Origin of the sequence: Raineyella antarctica, assembly GCF_900092135.1 — a bacterium.
Classification (GTDB): domain Bacteria; phylum Actinomycetota; class Actinomycetes; order Propionibacteriales; family Propionibacteriaceae; genus Raineyella; species Raineyella antarctica.
On record NZ_FMYF01000005.1, the window covers coordinates 307,662 to 325,295 of the forward strand.

Sequence of the window (17,634 nt, forward strand, 5' to 3'; positions counted from 1 at the left end):
GACGCGCGACGACGTCAGTAGACGACGACGCGGGTCGACATCACGTCGACCTCGGCGAACATCTTGGCCAGGGCTGCCTTGTCCCGGACGTTGACGCAGCCGTGGGAGTTGCCGGCGTAGCCGCGGGCCGCGAAGTCGGAGGAGAAGTGGACGGCCTGGCCGCCGGAGAAGAACATGGCGTACGGCATCTGTGAGCCGAACAGGTTGGAGGTCCAGTCGACCTCCTTGCGGAAGACCAGGAAGTTGCCCTCGCGGGTGCGCCGCTCGGGGTCGCTCTCCTTGCCGAAACGTACGTCCATGGTGGAGACGATCTTGCCGTCCTGCATGAAGTAGAGCTTGTTGGCGGCCTTGGAGATGCACATCACCTCGCCGTAGCCGCAGCGCGGATCGGTCGCCGGCTGGGCGGCCTCGGTCTTGGTCGGCTCGGCCGTCTTGGTCGCCTGGGCCTTCTTCGCCGCCTCGGCCTTCTTGGCGGCGTCCGCCTTCTTCTTGTCCTCGGCAGCCTTGGCCGCCGCGGCGTCCGCATTGACGGTCGCGTCCATCGTCGCCTCCGCCGAGGGGGTGGCGGACGGCGTGGGGGTCGACTTCGGCGTCGGCTTGGGCGTCGGGCTGAAGGCCACCAGCTTCATCGGCTCGCGGCTCAGCTCCGGGGTCGGCGAGGCCGACGGGGAGACGCTCGGGGTGGCGAAGGCGACGGCGGCAGGCGCCTCACTCGTCCGCTCGGCGGGGACCGCCTGGGTGGTCTTGGGAGCGCATCCGCCGACCGCCAGGGTCACGATGGCGGCACAGCTGGCCAGTACTGCAGAACGACGCAACCTCATGGAACCCCCAGTTCGAAACGGACGTGCGGGTGCCAGCATAAACTGCTCAGGTCATCCTCAACCAACTGTGTGCAGCTTGTTGAATCGCAGGAAGCCGTCGATTCCCGTCCGGCTAGGGGTGATCCAGGACCTCGTCGACGGCCTGCTGCAGGCGTGTCCGCAGCGGTGCGGCCCGGTCGTGGAAGCCCCGTTGGGCCGTCACGTACGTGGCACGCCCGGCCGGTGTCTCGACCGGGACCGGGTCGAGTCCCAGGCCGGTGACATCGTACGGACTGGCCGCCATGTCCAGGTTGCGGATGTCGCGGGCCAGCTCGAAACAGGCCAGCACCAGGGCGGAGTCGACCAGGGGTGAGAGCTTGTAGGCGATCCGGTAGAGGTCCATGTTGGCGTGCAGGCAGCCGGGCTGCTCCAGGTCGAGTTGGTCGGCCCGGGTCAGCTGCCGCTCGTTCAGGGGACGTCCGCTGGGGGTGAAGAAGCGGAACGCGTCGAAGTGGCTGCAGTGCACCCCGAGGTGCTCCACCAGCCGGTCGGTGCCCTGCTGGCCGAGCCGCAGCGGTAGCGGATGGCGGTGCTCGCGCACCCCGTGCACCATCGCCCACTCATGCATCCCGAAGCACCCGAACCGGCCCGGACGCTGCGCGACGGCGACGAGCAGGTCACGACTGCGTACGAGGGTGGCGCGTCGCTGCCGGAGGACCGCCTCGGTGTCGACGGTCGCTCCCCCGTCGGTGGCCCGGTAGTCGCGTTGGGCCAGCACCTCGCTGACGTCCCCGGCCAGGACGACGCCGTGGCCCGGATGCCACCGCCGCAGTTGCGCGGGCCGGAACGTGTAGTACTGCCACAGGAAGTCGTCGACCGGATGGGTGATCCCGCGCTCGGCGCGCCAGCGATGGTCGGCCAGCAGGTCGTCGACGTACGCCTCGTGGGTGGCCCGTCGCTCGCGCCACTGCGCCTCCGGAAGGATGCGGGGCGGCTGGGTCACCGTCGCATTCTAGAGCGATCCGGGCCGCCGGACCGGCGCCGCCGGTGCTGACCGAGAGGGAGGCCTGAGCCCTCACGTCGCCGGACCATCCCAGCCGTCGACGATCGGCAGGGCCATCCGGGCCGGCTCGAGGGCGTCGCAGGTGAGCTTGTGGGCGGCGGTGACCTCGGTGTGGCCGTGGGCGCGGACCGAACCGATCCCGGCGACCTGCAGGTCGACCGTCCAGTGCTCGGGCGTGCCGGCCTGGGCCCGGGCTGTGACGGCGGACCAGGCCAGCGGTCCCCAGCGTTCGTGCGCGGCCACGACGGCGGCCTGGATCGGCGGGGTGTACCCGGTGGGCCCGCGCAGGTGGGCCGGGTCGACCCGGCCGGCCAGGTGCGCTCCGACCACCGGCTCGACGTCGTCCGGGTCCAGTCCGCCGTAGCAGGCACCGTCGGGCAGCACCACCAGGTTGCCGGCGAAGCGGTCCCCGCCGGTGTGCGTGCACTCCCAGGTCGCGGCCGGCCAGCGTTCGGCAGCTGCCGCGGCGACCGGCCGGCCGCGGACGGCACAGCAGCGGTCCTTGCGACCGTGGGCACAGACCAGCAGGAGCTCCGGCTCGCCGGGTCGCGTCACCGACTGGCCCGGTGGCGTCGCCTGCTGGCCGGGGATGCCAGGCAGCGACATGGGCTGGCCGGCAGCCGCGGTCGGGAGCGGGTCGAGCAGCGTACGGGCCGCCTCGAGCAGGTCCGCGTCGCTCCGGCGGTCCCCCCAGCGGACCGGGACGGTGGCCGCGCGGTCGACAATCCCCCACCCCGGCGGCTCGTCCCGGGGCGCCCGGCCCGGACGGCGGACCAGCATCAACCGGGCCCCGGCCCGGGCCAGCAGGGGTTCGAGGAGTTCCTTGGTGCGCGGGTCGGCGTGCAGGCCCTGCCAGGCGGTGGGCCCCCAGTCGCCGGCCTGGCCGACCAGGAACCATCGCCGAGCCGGCGGCGCGGTCCCGACCCACCGATCTCCGCGCAGCCGGGCGGCGTCCGAGCACCGCAGCTCGCTCATCGGAGGCCGCTCATCGGAGTTCGCTCATCGGAGTTCGCTCATCGGAGTTCGCTCATCCCAGCACCTCGACCAGGCCGTGGCGGACCAGCGCGGCGACCGCGGCCAGCGGCGTGCCGGGCAGGTCGGCGACCGTACGTAGCTGTCCGTCGAGCAGCTGGTCCAGGACCGTGGCCTCGGCGGCGTCGAGCCGGATGGTCCCGGCGCGGCCGGTCGCGACGGCACCGGAGGGGCCGGGCGCGAGGTGGAGCTGGAGGTGGCGGCGCAGTCGTACGCAGGCGTCCGGGGAAAGGGCGTCCGCGGCGGCGAGCTGGGCCAGCGGCGGTAGCGGCGCGGCGCGCTGGGCCGCCAAGGCCTGGCCGGCCAGGGCCGGGACGATGGCCTCGGCGTCGAGTCCTCGAATCGCCTCCAGCAGGGCGTCGCGGAGCTGGTCGACCTGGTCGCGCAGGCCGTCCGGGTCGGTGACGTCGACCCCGGCCGGGAGGTTGGCGCGGACCCGTGGGTCGCTGCGCAGTGATTCGCCGGCCGTCTCGAGCAGCGCGGAGGCCACGTGTCGCCCGGTCCAGGGGTGGATGCCGATGGTGAGGTGCAGGCTGGTTCCGCCGCAGGCGCGCGCCGAGTGGACGAACCCGCGGGGCAGGTAGAGCACGTCGCCGGCTGCCAGGACGGCTTCCAGCAGGGGCGGGCCCTGAGCGGCGGTCCGGACGCTGTCGGCGCGGTCGTTCCATGGCTCGTCGCGGTGCGGATGCTCCAGCACCGGCGGGTGGATGATCCAGTGCTTGGTGCCGTGCACCTGCAGGACGAACACGTCGTGCACGTCGTAGTGGGCATCGAAGCCCTGGCTGTCGGCAGGGGTGATGTAGCAGTTCACCTGGGTGGGGTGGCCGAGGTCGGCGGCCAGGTCCTGCGCGAAGCGGGTCATCGGCGGCCAGGTCCGGTGCAGGGCCTGCAGCACGATGCTGGTCCCGGCGCCGAAGAGGCGGCGGACCTTGTCGGGATCGACCTGGTCGGCGATCCCGGCGCCGACGCCGCCGGGTGAGGTGAAGTCCGAGTCCGGCAGGGTGGTCCCCTGCCGGGCCATCCGCAGGAACGGGGTCCGCAGCCCCCGGTGGGTCAGCAACTCGTCGGCCGCCGCCAGACCGAACAGGTCGGTGAAGGTGTCATCGGAGCGTTCCTGCGCGCGGACCAGGAGCGGGCCCCGTCCCCACACCCGCTCGGCGAAGGCCTCCGGTCCTTGGGGGACCAGACGGCCCAGCGCCGAGCGGGGGTGGGTCGGTGTCATCAGACTGTCGGTGTCATCGCAGGGGGTGGAGTGGTCGCAGGGTTGGGTCAGCGCGCCGAACCATCGGCGCCACCATCAGCACCACCATCGGCCCCACCATCAGCGCCCGCATCACCGGCACCGCCATCGGCACCACCATCGGCACCACCGTCAGCGCCCGCGTCAGCGCCCGCATCAGCGGCACCACCGTCGGCTCCGGCGGCTCCCGCACCGCCATCGGCACCTCCGTCGGCGCCTCCCGCGCCTCCATCGGCACCACTGTCTGCGCCTCCGTCAGCACCAGCATCACCCCGGGAACCGGCGTCCCCGGCACCCCACTCACCGACCGAGCCGCCGACGTCTGCACCACTGTCGGCACCACCATCGGCCCCGCCGTCACCGCCCTGTGCGGTCACGTTCTCCTCGAAGGGACTGTCTTCCGCCATCGGAAACTCCTCAGGTCTGGCGCCGGCGCATCGCCGGCGCGCATTGTCGGACTAGGTCCTCCCAGTCTTGCCAGCTGTGACCCACGACACAAGGCCTTGCCGGGGGCCACTCAGTAGCGAAGCACCCCGATGAGCGTCTCGGGTGAGCTGGCCGGCATCGGCAGCACCCGTCCGCCGCCGCGCAGCGTGGCCTGGATGGCCCGGTCGACCAGGTCGTCCTCCGGCCCGTTGCCGTTGGCACCCTCGGTGCTCGCGCCCACCAACAGGGCCTCGACCCGCGCACCTTCGGCGGCCAGGAGCACACCCTGGGGGTCCTCCTCCAGCCGGTTGCCGGCGCGCAGCTCGGCGATCCGCTCCGATCGCCGCTGCGTCTCCTTTGTCGCGTACTCCTGTAGGACCGGGCGGGCCCGGTCGAGCAGTTCGGTCGGGGTCATGCCGTCGGCACTGCCGTGGACGATGACGTCGGTCATGCCCGGGTAGGCGCAGATTTGGCGGAAGGAGGCGGCCGTCTTCTCCGTGGCTGCCAGCACCAGCGGCATGGCCGGCTGGCAGCGCCCCAGTCGTTCCTCCACCCCACGAGCGACCTCGCGCAGGAACGACTCGCGCAGCGCATCCTGCTCCCCGGAGTCACCGTGGCCGAACATGACCCCACCGGGGGTCGGCGCGGTGTACTGCTGGTCGCGACCGCGGTCGTACTCCTCGACCGAGGTGGGGATGGCCCCTCGGTCGAGCTCGTCGATGGAATCGGGGGTGACCCGGAACAGGCGGATCTGCTTCTGGGCGAGCTGCAGCAGGTAGTACGTGCCCTCCGGCCGCAGCGCGGGCACCACCGGGCGCAGCCGCGGAACCTGCCCGATCGTCACCGAGGGCGACGGTTCGAGCGGCAGCCGGAAGGTGTGCATCCCGTGGTCGGAGATGTAGAGCGCCAGCCCGTCACCCTGTCGCTGCCAGAACCCCGCATCGTCGACCAGGGCGCTGGCAGGGGCGAGCCGGTCGGTGGAGACCCCTCGCTCCTTCAGCCTGGTCGAGGCCTCCTTGAGCAGGTTGGCCAGCTGCGTGCTCCCGGCACGCGTGTCGGGCGCTCTGCGAAGCGTCGGCAGGAGCACCGAGACCCATAGGTCGGTCGGTTCCGCCTTCACGAAGTCGAGATCCAGGTCAGCTGTCACGGTCATCGTCCCTTCCTCCGTTGGATGGTTCTGACCACCGTACCGCCGAGGATCGCCAGTGTCAGGAAGCCCGGAGGCCCACCCGCGTCCCGCTTCCCGGTCCACCTCGGCGACGGTGTCGGCGACGATCTGGAGTGCCCCGGCCAGGGCTCCCGGGTCGGCATTCCCGTACGCCAGCACCACCCCGGTGCTCCCCGGGGTTCCCGACCAGCCATCGGCCAGGTCGCCGACCAGGACCCCGTGGTCGGCGCAGGCCGCGAGGATGGCGGCGGCCCGGGCGGCGGGGCGTTCGACCACCAGCAGCCGGCCCTGGTCGACCGCGCCGGGGATCCGTCCCAGCACGTCGGTGACCAGCCGGTGGGCCGCGGCGAGGCGGCGCCGGGAGCGCTGCAGCCGGCGTCGCAGCCCACCGTCGGCGAGGTAGCCGGCCACCGCCCGTTGCAGGGTGGGCGCGACCGGGCAGCCCAGGTCGGCCCGGACCCGCGCGACCGGTTCGACCAGCTCCGGCGGCAGCAGCAGGTAGCCCGTGCCGACGTCGCGGGACAGCACGGCCGAGAACGTCCCCAGGTGCACCACCGGCGTCCCGGCGGCCAGGCCGTAGAGCGCCGGCAGCGGCGGACCGAGGTAGCGGAACTCGCTGTCATAGTCGTCCTCGACGACCAGGGTGCCGTGGGTGGCGGCCCAGTCCAGCAGCTCGGTCCGCCGGCTGGCCGGCATCACCGACCCGTACGGGTACTGGTGGTTGGGGGTCACGAGCACGATCCGTGGCAGGTCCGCGGCCTGGCCGGGGACGACCACGCCGGAGGCATCGACCGGCAGCGGGACCGTACGCACCCCCCGCCGGGCCAGGGTGCGGCGCAGCCCGGGGAACCCGGGATCCTCCACCCCCACGCGCAGCTCGTGGCCCGACCCGGCCAGCGCGGTGAGCAGCAGCGCCAAGCCCTCCCGCGACCCGGCGGTCACCACGATGCGGGCAGGGTCGACGACCAGGCCGCGCATCAGGCGCAGGTGTTCGGCGATGGCCCGCCGCAGCTGCGGGTCCCCGATCGGGTCGACCGGACGGTAGCCGTGGCCATGGGCCGGGTCGGCAGCCCTGCGCCAGGCCGATCGCCAGGCCGGGTCGTCCAGCGGGGAGTCGCTGTCGTGGCCGGGGACCAGGTCGAGGGCGTCCGGGGCCGGCGACGGCGGTTCGGGTGGGGTGCCGGCCGGCGGACCGGCGGCGGTCGGCGTGCCCGGCCTGAGCCGGGGGTGGACCAGCATGCCCGAGCGCGGCCGGGACTGCAAGTAGCCCTCGGCCAGCAGCTGGTCATAGGCCGCCTCGACGGTCCCCCGCGAGATCCGGAGCGTGGCGGCCAGCGTCCGACTGGAGGGCATCGGCTCCCCCGGTCGCAACGTCCCGGCGGCCACGTCGGCGCGGACCGCCGCGGCGACCTGGGCGGGCAGGGTGAGCCCGGAGCGCGGGTCGAGGACCGGCGCCCAGTCACGTACGGCACGGGTCATGCGGCCCACCGTAGCAACTGGCCCATCAGATTCGGTGAGATCTGGATCTTTGCTGGGCCAGTTGGTGGGACCATGATGGGCGACCGTACGTATCCGCTCTCTCCTGACGAGGCACCCATGACCGACACCCTCTCCCCGACGACGACCATCGCCGACGACCGCACCCCCGAGGACCGCGCCATCGTCAACCGTGGCCTTGCCCAGATGCTCAAGGGCGGTGTGATCATGGACGTGGTCACCCCCGAGCAGGCCAAGATCGCCGAGGAGGCCGGCGCCGTCGCGGTGATGGCGCTGGAGCGCGTCCCCGCCGACATCCGCGCCCAGGGCGGCGTGGCCCGGATGAGCGACCCGGACCTGATCGAGGCGATCATCGAGACCGTCTCCATCCCGGTGATGGCCAAGGCCCGGATCGGCCACTTCGTCGAGGCGCAGGTGCTGCAGGCCCTCAAGGTCGACTACATCGACGAGTCCGAGGTGCTCTCCCCCGCCGACTACGTCAACCACATCGACAAGACCCGCTTCGAGGTGCCGTTCGTCTGTGGCGCGACCAACCTGGGCGAGGCGCTGCGCCGGATCACCGAGGGCGCCTCGATGATCCGCTCCAAGGGCGAGGCCGGCACCGGTGACGTCTCCGAGGCGATGAAGCACATCCGTACGATCACCGGCGAGATCCGCGGGCTGGCCGCCAAGTCCGACGACGAGCTCTACGTCGCAGCCAAGGAGCTGCAGGCCCCCTACGAGCTGGTGCGCCAGATCGCCCGCGAGGGCAAGCTGCCGGTCGTGATGTTCGTCGCCGGCGGCATCGCCACCCCCGCCGACGCCGCGATGATGATGCAGCTGGGCGCCGACGGCGTGTTCGTCGGCTCGGGCATCTTCAAGTCCGGCGACCCGGTCAAGCGCGCCGCCGCGATCGTCCGGGCGACCACCCACTTCAACGACCCCGAGGTCATCGCCGACGCCTCCCGCGGCCTCGGCGAGGCCATGGTCGGGATCAACGTCGCCGACGTCCCGGCCCCGCACCGTCTCGCGGAGCGCGGCTGGTGACGACGATCGGAGTGGTCGCCCTGCAGGGGGCGGTGAGCGAGCACGTCGCGATGCTCACCGGCCTCGGGGCGACCGTCCGCCAGATCCGTACGCCCGACGGGCTGGACGGCCTCGACGGGCTGGTGCTGCCCGGCGGGGAGAGCACCGCGATGGCACGGGCTGCGGCCAAGGTCGGCCTGTTCGAGCAGGTCCGCGAACGGCGGGAGTCCGGACTGCCGATCTTCGGCACCTGTGCCGGGCTGATCCTGCTCGCCGAACGGGTCGAGGACGGCGAGGCGCTCGCGGGGTTCGCGACCGTCGGCGGGCTCGACATCACCGCACGGCGCAACGCGTTCGGTGGGCAGCTGGCCTCGTTCAGGGCCGGACTGGACGTGCAGGGTGTCGAGGGGCCGGCCTTCCCGGCCGTCTTCATCCGCGCTCCCCAGGTCGTGGCGGTGGAGGCCTCGGTGCAGGTGCTGGCCCGGACCTCTGCCGACGGCCCGATCGTCGCGGTCCGCCAGGGCGGCCTGCTGGCCACCTCGTTCCACCCGGAGCTGACGGCCGATGACAGGTTGCACCGGCTGTTCCTGTCGATATGTCGAGGGTGATGTACTGCGCATGTCGCCGCACGGGCTGACGCCGGGACCCATTCCGGTCGCAGCCCCCACGCGGATGCGTGGGGGCTGGGGTAATTACTGGGGGTATGCCTGATGGCACCCCCGATTGGCATGCAACCTACGGATCCGTAGCCTTGGTGGTATGGCAACAGCTGCTGCACTTCGGGCACTGAGGTCGGGTGTTCGACGCGCCGCAGGCTTGATCGTGACCCCCCTCGTCCCGGCCGACTACCTGGACATCTTCGACCCCCTGCGGGCCGGCGCCGATCTGCGTGCCCGCGTCCTGTCCGTCACGCCGGAGACCGGCGGGGCCACCACGATCACCCTTCGCCCGGGACGCTCCTGGCGCGGCCACCGGCCCGGTCAGTACATCCGGATCGGTGTCGACGTCGACGGCGTACGCCGCTGGCGCGCCTACTCCCTCACCCAGCGCACCGCCTCTGCGGACGGGACGCTCAGCATCACCGTCCGTACCCTCCCGGGCGGGCTGGTCAGCAACCACGTCCGCGAGGGACTGGCCGTCGGCAGCATGGTGATGCTGGACCAGGCGGCCGGTGACTTCGTGCAGCCGGCCACCGTCCCGGACAAGGTGCTGTTCGTCACCGCCGGTAGCGGCATCACCCCGGTGATCGGCATGCTGCGCAACCACGACTTCCCCGACGCCGTGCTGGTGCACTCCGCTCCGACCGCCGCCGACATGCTCTTCCACGACGAGCTGGCGGCGCTGCAGGCCGAGGGGCGACTGCACCTGGTCACCCGGTTCACCTCCGAGGAGGGCATCCTGCCTGCCGAGCGGATCGGCGACGTGGTCCCGGACTGGCAGCAGCGCGAGGCCTGGGTCTGCGGCCCGGTCGGCCTGCTCGACGACGCCGAGGCGCACTGGGAGTCGGCCGGGCTGGCCGAACTCCTGCACACCGAACGGTTCCGCCCGGTCGTTGCGGCCACCGGCGAGGGTGGTCTGGTGACGTTCACCCGCACGGACCTGGTCATCGACACCGCCGGGGACCGACCGCTGCTGGACTCGGGTGAGGATGCCGGGGTGCTGATGCCCTCCGGCTGCCGGATGGGGATCTGCTTCAACTGTGTCTCCCCGCTGACGTCGGGCAGTGTCCGTGACCTGCGCACCGGCGAACTGACCACTGCCGAGCCGGAGGATCCGGTGATGGTGCAGACCTGCGTGTCTGCTGCCGCCGGCCCCTGCTCCATCGATCTCTGAACCCCCGAGGACTCCCCATGAGCCAGCGCTCCACCACCACGGCCCGTCCCGTCGCCCTGCCCAACATCCCGGCCCTGCCGGAGGAGCGGCACCTCGCCAGCACCAGCCGGCCGGACCCGATCGCCCACCTCTCCACCGAGGACATCGAGCAGATCGGCCGCGAGCTCGACGCGATGCGCGACGAGGTGCTCAGCACCCGCGGCGCCCGTGACGCGGCGTACGTACGGCGGATCATCCGCACCCAGCGCATCCTGGAGATGAGCAGCCGGACCGTGCTGCTGGCCAGCCGGTACTGGCCGGCCTGGGTCGTCGGCACCGCCGGCCTGAGCGCCTCCAAGATCCTGGAGAACATGGAACTGGGCCACAACACCCTGCACGGCCAGTGGGACTGGATGCGCGACCCCAAGATCCACTCCACCACGTGGCAGTGGGACATGGCCTCCCCGCCGGCCCAGTGGCAGCGCTCGCACAACGCCGGCCACCACAAGTACACGAACATCATCGGGCTGGACGAGGACCTCGGCTACGGCCTGATCCGGGTCGACCCGAACCAGCCGTGGAAGCTGAGCCACGTGTTCGGGCCGGTGCTGAACATGTTCAACGCCGCGCTGTTCCAGTACGGGATCGCCGCGTACGACCTGGACATCGAGGGCTACCAGAACGGCAAGCGCGACAAGAAGGCCTTCCGTGCCGACCTGTCCGCCCTGCTCACCCGGGTACGCAAGAACGCCACCCGCGACTACGTGCTCTACCCGCTGCTGAGTGGCCCCTCCGCGCTGCCGACGCTGGCGGCCAACGCCACCGCCAACCTGGTCCGCAACCTGTGGGCACACAGCGTGATCTTCTGCGGCCACTTCCCCTCCGGGATCCAGACGTTCGAGGCCGACTCGATCGACGACGAGACCCGCGGCGAATGGTACGTGCGGCAGATGCTCGGCTCGGGCAACATCTCCGGCAGCCCGCTGCTGCACCTGATGACCGGCAACCTGTCCTTCCAGATCGAACACCACCTGTTCCCCGACCTGCCGAGCAACCGGTACTCCGAGCTCGCCCCGCGGGTGCAGGAGCTGATGGAGCGCTACGGCCTCACGTACGTCACCGGCCCGCTCCCCAAGCAGGTCGCCTCCGCCTGGGCCAAGATCTTCCGCTACTCGCTGCCCAACGCCGATGGCGAGGAGACCCGGGTCAAGCAGCTCCGGGACGCCCTGGCCGACCAGCTGCGCGGGATCGGCGACAAGGTCCGGGAGCGTGCGGGGGCGCGTACGCCTTCGTTGGGGGCGCTCACGGCCTGAGCCGGGGTTTCGCCGCAAAGGTCGGGCTGTTCGAGGAGCTGCATGACCGGGTGGCGCTGGCTCTTCCGGCGTTGGGGCCGGCGGTCCGCCCAGGCGACGGAGGACAGACTGGGCTGGATCGACGGGCTGGCCTCAAAGACGCGACTTGGGGCCGCGGTCCCGGACTTCCGCCGCCACGGTGGTCCGGCTACAGCAGCCAGACAGCGGCGATCCAGGCGCCAAGGGCCATCATCGGGCCGTACGGGTACTCGGTCTTCCGATCCCCCCGGCGGGAGATGATGACGCCCAGTCCGAGGACCCCGCCCAGGATCGCCGCCAGCAGGGTCCCCCAGACCAGATGTACCCAGCCGAACCAGCCGAGCCATGCACCGAGGAGGCCGGCGAACTTCACGTCGCCCAAGTAGATCCCACTGGGGAAGACGAGGGCGTTGATCAGGTAGAACACCAGCAGCACCAGCCCGGCCAGCAACGCCCGACCGAATCTGGGCCACTGGCCGGTGCCCGCCGCCGCGATCAGCAGGGCACCGAGGAACACCGGGTACGCCAACACCATGATCGGGTCGGGCAGCCGCAGCACTGCCAGGTCGCAGCAGATCAGCACCCCGCAGGCGACACCGAGCAACCAGAAGGAAGCGATCTCCCACCACGTCCCGGAGAGGTTGACCGCCGCGCCGGCCAGCACGGCGGCGACGAATCCGACGACTCCGCTGTGCAGCCATCGGCTGGTCGAGTAGCAAACACGCCGGCCCCATCCCGACAGCCACCAGCCGGCACCGAAGGCGGCCACCGCGCCGACAAGGACGTACGGCCAGGCGCCGACAAGCTGCCCGTGGACGACGAGGGGCAGGACCGCGGTGATCACCTGAAGGCGTCGATGATGTTGAGCGCCACGGGACCGAGGATCACGATGAACACGATCGGCATGATGCAGAACACCAGCGGGAAGATCACCTTCACCGGGATCCGCTGAGCCTTCTCCTCCGCGGTCTGCCGACGGACGAGCCTCATCTCGGCGGCTTGGGTCCGGAGCACCTCGGTCAGCGCCAGTCCACTCTCCTCGGCCTGGATGATCGTCCGGATGAAGCGACGCAGGGTCGGCACCTTGGTCCGCTCCCCCAGAGCCAGGTAGGCCTCCCGGCGGGGCTGACCGACCTGCATGTCCTGCACGGTGCGGCGGAGTTCGCCGGAGAGCACGCCGTCACTGTTCTGCGACACCCGGACCAGCGCGGCTTCGAAGCCGAGCCCCGCCTCCACTGCGATGCTCATCTGGTCGAGGATGTCAGCCAGCTCGCGCCCCATGGTCTCCCGGCGCTCCACCCCGATGCCGTAGAGCCGGATCTCGGGGGCCGCGTACACGAGAGCCACCATCAGGAACCCCAGCACGACCGTACGCCCCGTGGGCGCCTGGACGACGTACAGGAGCATCAGCACGATGGCTATCACTGTGCTCCACAGCTTCACCGCCACGACGCGCTCGAGGGGCCAGGCTGCGGGCCGGCCGGCCTCCGACAGGAGCCGATCGAGGAGCCTGAGCTCCCCCTGGGGCACCCATCGGGTCCCCACGGCGCCGGGTGACAGGCCGCGCGACAGTCCGCCCTGCTGCCGGCCGGCCCCGGCACGGTCGGCGAGGCCACGCGTGAGGTTCCCCAGTGCCCGGGAGCGGGTCGGATCCGGTCCGGCAATGACGAGGTAGCTCAGCAACCCCAGGCCGGCGGCGGTGATGACGATCACCAACACCAGTGCGATGGTCATGCGCGCCTCCTAGTACTTCACCATGATGGACACCTTGAGCCAGATCGCTCCGAGGATCAGCAGGATGACGCCGAGGCCGATCATCAGCCACCCGATCGGGTTCTGCAGCATCGGGTCGAAGTAGTGGGGGTTCATCGTCGAGATGACGAGGAGGAGTCCGAACGGCAGGGCCATCAGGACCCAGCCGGACATCCGGCCCTCAGCACTCAGGGCATCCACCTGCCGACGCAGCGCCGCCCGTTCGCGCAGGGTGAAAGCTACTCCGTCCAGGACATCGGCGAGGTTGCCGCCCACTTCGCGGTTGATCGCGATGGCCTGGGCCACCCAGCCGAAGTCCGTGCTCTTCATCCGGTCCGCCATCGCCTCGAGAGCGTTGTTCATCGGTCGACCGACCCGCAGCTCGTTTCCGACCCGGACGAACTCGCTGCGCGCCGGCTCCTCGGCCTCGCTGGCCAGCACCTGCATGGCCTGCGGCAGGGAGGTCCCCGCTCGGAGGTTCGCGGCCATGGTCTGCAGGATCTCGCTGAGCTGGTCGGAGAACGCCTGCCGCCGCCGTGAGGTGCGCACCGAGACCACCAGCCGCGCGACCACCGGGACCAACACAGCGAGCAGGAGGCCGATCAACACGTTCGCGATGAGCAGTCCCACGGCGAAGACGATGACGGCGGCGCTGACGATCAGCAGCGCGAAGTCGCGCGGGTCGTACCGGATATCGGCCAGGTAGAGCATCTCCTGCAGCCCGTCGCTGCGCCCGGCCATCAGACGCCCGATTCTGTTGGACGCCGCCGTCGTCATCCGGGCGAGCGGCCCGGGACGGGGCGGGACATCGGGGCGGCGGCGAGCCATCGGGAGGTCGTAGCGGCGCGGAACCAGCGCGGCAAACACCAGCGCCACCGCGAGGACCAGAAGGGCGACACCCACCCACATCAGGACGGAGGAATCGAACACTGACATGAGTCCTACCGGGAGATGTATCCGCCGAAGACGGCGGGCGAGAGGGTGATGCCGAGCTCGTCGAACCGGTCCATGAAGCGGGGGCGTACGCCTGTGGGGCGTACGTGGCCCCGGAACCGGCCATCACGGTCGACACCGGCGGCGAAGTCGAAGTCGAAGATGTCCTGCAGGGTGATGGTCTGGCCCTCCATGCCGAGCACCTCGGTCACAGAGGTCACCCGCCGCGTGCCGTCCCGCAGCCGGGAGAGATGGACGATGAGGTCTACGGCCGAGGAGACCTGCTCGCGAACTGCCCGTAGCGGCAGTTCGATGCCGGACATCATCACCAGCGTCTCCAGGCGGGAGAGGGTGTCGCGCGGGGCGTTGGAGTGCACCGTCGACAGCGAGCCGTCGTGGCCGGTGTTCATCGCCTGGAGCATGTCCAGGGCCTCGGCGTCACGGACCTCGCCGACGACGATCCGGTCGGGGCGCATACGCAGCGAGTTGCGGACCAGGTCGCGGATAGAGACGGCGCCGCGGCCCTCGGAGTTCGCGTTGCGGGCCTCCAGCCGAACCACGTGGCGCTGCTGCAGCTGCAGCTCGACGGTGTCCTCGATCGTGATGATGCGCTCGTCCTCGGGGATGAACGAGGACAGCACGTTCAGCATCGTGGTCTTGCCGGTGCCGGTGCCGCCGGACACGATGATGTTGAGCCGGGCCCGGACGCAGGCCTCGAGTAGCTCGGCAGTCTCCGGGATGAGCGTGCCGAGCCCGATCATGTCCGGGACGGTCAGGACGTCAGTGGAGAACTTCCGGATCGTCAGGGTGGGACCGCTGACGGCGAGCCGGACTGTCGGAGATGGTCGACTCCTTGAGCCCCGACGACCGCCTGGCGATCATCACCTTCGACACCAAACCCCAAGTCCGGCAGGCGTTGACGACGATCGGGTCCGACCGGCAGTCCGCCCTCTCGTCACTTCCGAGCACTCCTGTGGGACAGGCCACGGACATCGGAACGGCGCTCAATGCCGCGGTTGACCTGATGGAGGGGGGTGACCTGCGGCAGCGTGGGGCCGTACTCCTGTTCACCGACGGCACGATCGATACGGCATCTAGCTCTCCGTACGCGACGGTCAACTCGGCCGGGTGGACCCAGCTACACCAGCGTGCCGCGGCCCTGCAGGGCCGCCACGACATCGCACCGTTGGCGATCGCCCTGACCTCGGACACCGATGCGGCTGTCCTCAAGCGGGTGTTCGCCAACGTTACCGACGTCCCCGCGAGTCGACTCGGCAACTACTTGCCACAGGTGTCCACCGATGTCATGAAGGCCGCCGCTGTCAAGAAGCTCCAGGACCAGCTCGCCGCGCCGGTGCAGGTCTCGGTTGAGGGTCCGCTGCGCGCGACCAGTGGCGCGGCCCCGCGTCGTACGACCCTGATCCTGCACAACGCCAACACTGCCGTGCCCGTCCGTGTCGACGGGCTAGCAGTCGAGGCCGACCCGGCATCCGGCATCACCGTGGGCGGGCTCCCGGAATCGGTGGACATCCCCGCCGCAGGTACGGTCACGGTCGAGGCCCAGGTCAGCACCACGGCCCCTCCAGGCACCACAGTCCCCCTTGCCGTTACCGGGACAGTGACCAGCCCCTGGCAGGCGGTGATCACAGGAGACCTCGGGTTGTCCTGGCAGTCCGTTCTCACAGCGTCCCCCATGACGCTTACAGCATCGAAGAGCGCCGTGGCGATCTGGAGCGACCTGGTTCAGAGCCGCAGCGCGCGAATCGGCGGTCTTGTCCTCCTCGCGCTAGTCGTCCTAGGCGGAGTCTGGGGCGTCTGGCTGGCGACCCGGCCGCGATTGGCGGGTTCCCTCACCGTGACCCGGGATGGCGCGGTGCTCGACGAGCGTCTGCTCCGTGGGCGCTCAATGTCCCTGGGCTTGGGTAAGGACATCGTCTCCGCACAGGTGACTCCCGTGAAGGACACCGAGGGAGAGCGCGGAGTGGTCGTCCAGGTGTCGGCCGGCACCGAACGCAAGTCAGGATCCCTTTTCGAAGGTGACAGTCTCACAGTCGGGGATCTGACGATTCGCTACACCACAGACCGCGCACGCATGCTGCAGCTCATCGGTACCGACTGATCTCCCTTCAGATTCGGCGTTCTGGGCAGAGCCGTTCCCACCCCGTCCCCGCAAGACCGACGACCTTTCGATGTTCTGCGCGTCACGTAGTGTCGACGGAGACCAGTCCGCACGAGCCGCGAGGAGCGGCTATATAGCAGACCGTCCCGAACCTCTGGTTCGACCAGAACGCTGAAGTAGCGGTCGCCTTCTACACCTCCGTGTTTCCCCAGGGCCGCACCATCTCGATCACGGACTTCCCACCGAGGGGCCTCCCCGACTTCCAGAAAGACTCTGCCAGAGCCGCCCGGGGCGGTGTCATAGCGTCGTAGCAACGGAGGGGGTTGTCGGTGGCGCAGCAGGGGCGGGCGTTGACGTTTGAGGATCGGGCCCAGATCGCGGTCGGGATCAAGCAGGGGCTGGGCGATCGGCAGATCGGTGAGTTGATCGGCCGGGACCGCAGCGTGGTGTGGCGTGAACGCGCCCGGAACTCGTGGAAGACCCGCGGGTACAAGCCGGTCGCGGCGGACGAGAAGGCGCGTCGGCGCCGGGCCCGTACCCAGGTGCATGCGGTCGATGCCGACCCGGCCTGGCCTGCCGGGTCCGGGCCGACCCGAAAGCGGTCCCGCACGCCACGCCAGATCGCGGGACGGTTGCGGTTGGAGGCCGATGACGCCAGCGTGGAGGCGATGAAGCACTCACCGGAGGCTGGAGGTCGCACGGTGTCCCATGAAGCGATCTACCGCTGGATCTACGCCCTACCCAAGGGGGAACTCGCCCGGGAGGGCATCCTGCTGCGTTCCAAACGCACCGCCATGAAGCGGCGCCGGCCGACCGGTGAGCGCACCGGTGGGCGGATCGTGGGCATGGTCTCCATCGATGACCGTCCCGCCGACGCGACCGATCGGCGGGTTTCCCAGCGCATGGGAGGGTGACCTGATCATCGGCGCGCACGGCAGGAGCGCTGCGGTGACGCTGGTGGAGCGACACTCCCGCTACGTGGTCATCCTGGGCCTGCCCGAGGGCAAGGACACCGCCGGTGTCGCGGACGTGTTGATCGACCGGGTCCACGACCTGCCGGCCCATCTGCGCGGGTCGCTGACCTGGGACCAGGGCACCGAGATGGCCCCACACTCTCGCCACGGATCTGCGGTCTACTTCGCCCACCCCAGATCGCCCTGGAAACGGCACTGCAACGAGAACACTGTGAGGGTTGGAGGTGCCGGGTCCGGGCTGATCCGGGAGTACCTGCCCGGCGGTGTCATCACGACCCACCAGCCCTACCTGAATGCGATCGCCGAAGAACTCAACGAACGCCCCCGAGCCGTTCTGGGCTACCTCACCCCACGCGAAGCCTTCGAACGCCTACTCGTTGATGACGCTGTTGCTTCCACGCCTTGACACTGCCCCCAAGGGCATCGAGATCACCAGCCACCAGCCCTACCTCGACGCCATCGCCGAGGAGCTCAACGACCGC

16 protein-coding genes and 2 pseudogenes are annotated in these 17,634 nt (G+C 70.6%); 8 read left to right on the forward strand and 10 right to left on the reverse strand.

Features of this window, described 5'->3' with window-relative positions; all coding sequences use genetic code 11:
• Nucleotides 1-14: 14 nt before the first annotated feature.
• The 6 genes from GA0111570_RS17675 to pdxR form a co-directional block, all read right to left on the reverse strand.
• Nucleotides 15-821, reverse strand: coding sequence for a L,D-transpeptidase family protein (locus GA0111570_RS17675; protein WP_217634098.1), 807 nt, complete (start codon nt 819-821; stop codon nt 15-17).
• Nucleotides 822-933: 112 nt separating this feature from the next.
• The gene (locus tag GA0111570_RS09885; protein ID WP_092610045.1) at nt 934-1,803 is read right to left on the reverse strand and encodes a 3-methyladenine DNA glycosylase; all 870 of its coding nucleotides are present in this window, start codon (nt 1,801-1,803) and stop codon (nt 934-936) included.
• Nucleotides 1,804-1,875: 72 nt separating this feature from the next.
• The gene (locus GA0111570_RS09890) at nt 1,876-2,838 is read right to left on the reverse strand and encodes a sucrase ferredoxin (RefSeq protein ID WP_092610048.1); all 963 of its coding nucleotides are present in this window, start codon (nt 2,836-2,838) and stop codon (nt 1,876-1,878) included.
• A gap of 52 nt (nt 2,839-2,890) precedes the next feature.
• On the reverse strand, nt 2,891-4,117 hold the full coding sequence (locus GA0111570_RS09895) for a cupin domain-containing protein (protein WP_092610051.1): 1,227 nt from the start codon (nt 4,115-4,117) through the stop codon (nt 2,891-2,893).
• 13 nt (nt 4,118-4,130) lie between these two features.
• On the reverse strand, nt 4,131-4,406 hold the full coding sequence (locus GA0111570_RS17680; protein WP_175557435.1) for a hypothetical protein: 276 nt from the start codon (nt 4,404-4,406) through the stop codon (nt 4,131-4,133).
• Between the two features lie 246 nt (nt 4,407-4,652).
• A complete protein-coding gene (gene pdxR / locus GA0111570_RS09905) occupies nt 4,653-7,208 on the reverse strand; it encodes a MocR-like pyridoxine biosynthesis transcription factor PdxR (protein WP_092610057.1) in 2,556 nt (851 codons plus the stop codon).
• 117 nt (nt 7,209-7,325) lie between these two features.
• Between pdxR and pdxS the strand changes: the two genes are divergently transcribed.
• The 4 genes from pdxS (at nt 7,326) to GA0111570_RS09925 (ending at nt 11,356) form a co-directional block, all read left to right on the forward strand.
• The gene (pdxS, locus tag GA0111570_RS09910) at nt 7,326-8,252 is read left to right on the forward strand and encodes a pyridoxal 5'-phosphate synthase lyase subunit PdxS (protein WP_092610060.1); all 927 of its coding nucleotides are present in this window, start codon (nt 7,326-7,328) and stop codon (nt 8,250-8,252) included.
• Nucleotides 8,249-8,839, forward strand: coding sequence for a pyridoxal 5'-phosphate synthase glutaminase subunit PdxT (pdxT, locus tag GA0111570_RS09915; protein ID WP_139283207.1), 591 nt, complete (start codon nt 8,249-8,251; stop codon nt 8,837-8,839). The genes pdxS and pdxT overlap by 4 nt, the downstream gene beginning before the upstream one ends.
• A gap of 214 nt (nt 8,840-9,053) precedes the next feature.
• Nucleotides 9,054-10,064 (forward strand): ferredoxin reductase, encoded by a 1,011-nt coding sequence (locus GA0111570_RS09920; protein ID WP_217634099.1) that lies wholly within the window; start codon nt 9,054-9,056, stop codon nt 10,062-10,064.
• Nucleotides 10,065-10,081: 17 nt separating this feature from the next.
• Complete coding sequence (locus tag GA0111570_RS09925; RefSeq protein WP_092610069.1) at nt 10,082-11,356, forward strand: fatty acid desaturase family protein; 1,275 nt, start codon at nt 10,082-10,084, stop codon at nt 11,354-11,356.
• Nucleotides 11,357-11,543: 187 nt separating this feature from the next.
• Here GA0111570_RS09925 and GA0111570_RS09930 read toward each other — a convergent pair whose 3' ends face one another.
• The 4 genes and pseudogenes from GA0111570_RS09930 to GA0111570_RS09945 form a co-directional block, all read right to left on the reverse strand.
• Nucleotides 11,544-12,218: an A24 family peptidase gene (locus tag GA0111570_RS09930; RefSeq protein WP_217634100.1), complete on the reverse strand. Its 675-nt coding sequence runs from the start codon at nt 12,216-12,218 to the stop codon at nt 11,544-11,546.
• Complete coding sequence (locus tag GA0111570_RS09935) at nt 12,215-13,108, reverse strand: type II secretion system F family protein (RefSeq protein ID WP_092610071.1); 894 nt, start codon at nt 13,106-13,108, stop codon at nt 12,215-12,217. Before GA0111570_RS09935 ends, GA0111570_RS09930 begins: the two co-directional genes overlap by 4 nt.
• 9 nt (nt 13,109-13,117) lie before the next feature.
• Entirely contained in the window at nt 13,118-14,062 is a 945-nt protein-coding gene (locus GA0111570_RS09940; RefSeq protein WP_092610074.1) for a type II secretion system F family protein, read from the reverse strand.
• A 5-nt stretch (nt 14,063-14,067) separates the two neighbouring features.
• Nucleotides 14,068-14,868 (reverse strand): annotated as a pseudogene (locus GA0111570_RS09945) (TadA family conjugal transfer-associated ATPase); the annotation flags it as partial.
• Nucleotides 14,869-14,900: 32 nt separating this feature from the next.
• Between GA0111570_RS09945 and GA0111570_RS09950 the strand changes: the two are divergent.
• The 4 genes and pseudogenes from GA0111570_RS09950 to GA0111570_RS18065 all read left to right on the forward strand — a co-directional run bounded on the left by GA0111570_RS09950 (nt 14,901) and on the right by GA0111570_RS18065 (nt 17,558).
• Nucleotides 14,901-16,178, forward strand: coding sequence for a vWA domain-containing protein (locus GA0111570_RS09950; RefSeq protein ID WP_092610079.1), 1,278 nt, complete (start codon nt 14,901-14,903; stop codon nt 16,176-16,178).
• Between the two features lie 152 nt (nt 16,179-16,330).
• A pseudogene (locus GA0111570_RS18420) lies at nt 16,331-16,489 on the forward strand (VOC family protein); the annotation flags it as partial.
• A gap of 39 nt (nt 16,490-16,528) precedes the next feature.
• A complete protein-coding gene (locus GA0111570_RS18060; RefSeq protein WP_245703114.1) occupies nt 16,529-17,092 on the forward strand; it encodes a helix-turn-helix domain-containing protein in 564 nt (187 codons plus the stop codon).
• Between the two features lie 34 nt (nt 17,093-17,126).
• Nucleotides 17,127-17,558, forward strand: coding sequence for an IS30 family transposase (locus tag GA0111570_RS18065; protein ID WP_245703115.1), 432 nt, complete (start codon nt 17,127-17,129; stop codon nt 17,556-17,558).
• Nucleotides 17,559-17,634 lie beyond the last annotated feature (76 nt).

What these genes read in the sequence shown, in the direction of transcription:
- GA0111570_RS17675 (WP_217634098.1), bottom strand. Translation starts at nt 821, where the DNA reads ATGAGGTTGCGTCGTTCTGCAGTACTGGCCAGCTGTGCCGCCATCGTG.
- GA0111570_RS09890 (WP_092610048.1), bottom strand. Translation starts at nt 2,838, where the DNA reads ATGAGCGAGCTGCGGTGCTCGGACGCCGCCCGGCTGCGCGGAGATCGG.
- GA0111570_RS09895 (WP_092610051.1), bottom strand. Translation starts at nt 4,117, where the DNA reads ATGACACCGACCCACCCCCGCTCGGCGCTGGGCCGTCTGGTCCCCCAA.
- pdxR (WP_092610057.1), bottom strand. Translation starts at nt 7,208, where the DNA reads ATGACCCGTGCCGTACGTGACTGGGCGCCGGTCCTCGACCCGCGCTCC.
- pdxS (WP_092610060.1), top strand. Translation starts at nt 7,326, where the DNA reads ATGACCGACACCCTCTCCCCGACGACGACCATCGCCGACGACCGCACC.
- GA0111570_RS09925 (WP_092610069.1), top strand. Translation starts at nt 10,082, where the DNA reads ATGAGCCAGCGCTCCACCACCACGGCCCGTCCCGTCGCCCTGCCCAAC.
- GA0111570_RS09935 (WP_092610071.1), bottom strand. Translation starts at nt 13,108, where the DNA reads ATGACCATCGCACTGGTGTTGGTGATCGTCATCACCGCCGCCGGCCTG.
- GA0111570_RS09940 (WP_092610074.1), bottom strand. Translation starts at nt 14,062, where the DNA reads ATGTCAGTGTTCGATTCCTCCGTCCTGATGTGGGTGGGTGTCGCCCTT.
- GA0111570_RS09950 (WP_092610079.1), top strand. Translation starts at nt 14,901, where the DNA reads ATGGTCGACTCCTTGAGCCCCGACGACCGCCTGGCGATCATCACCTTC.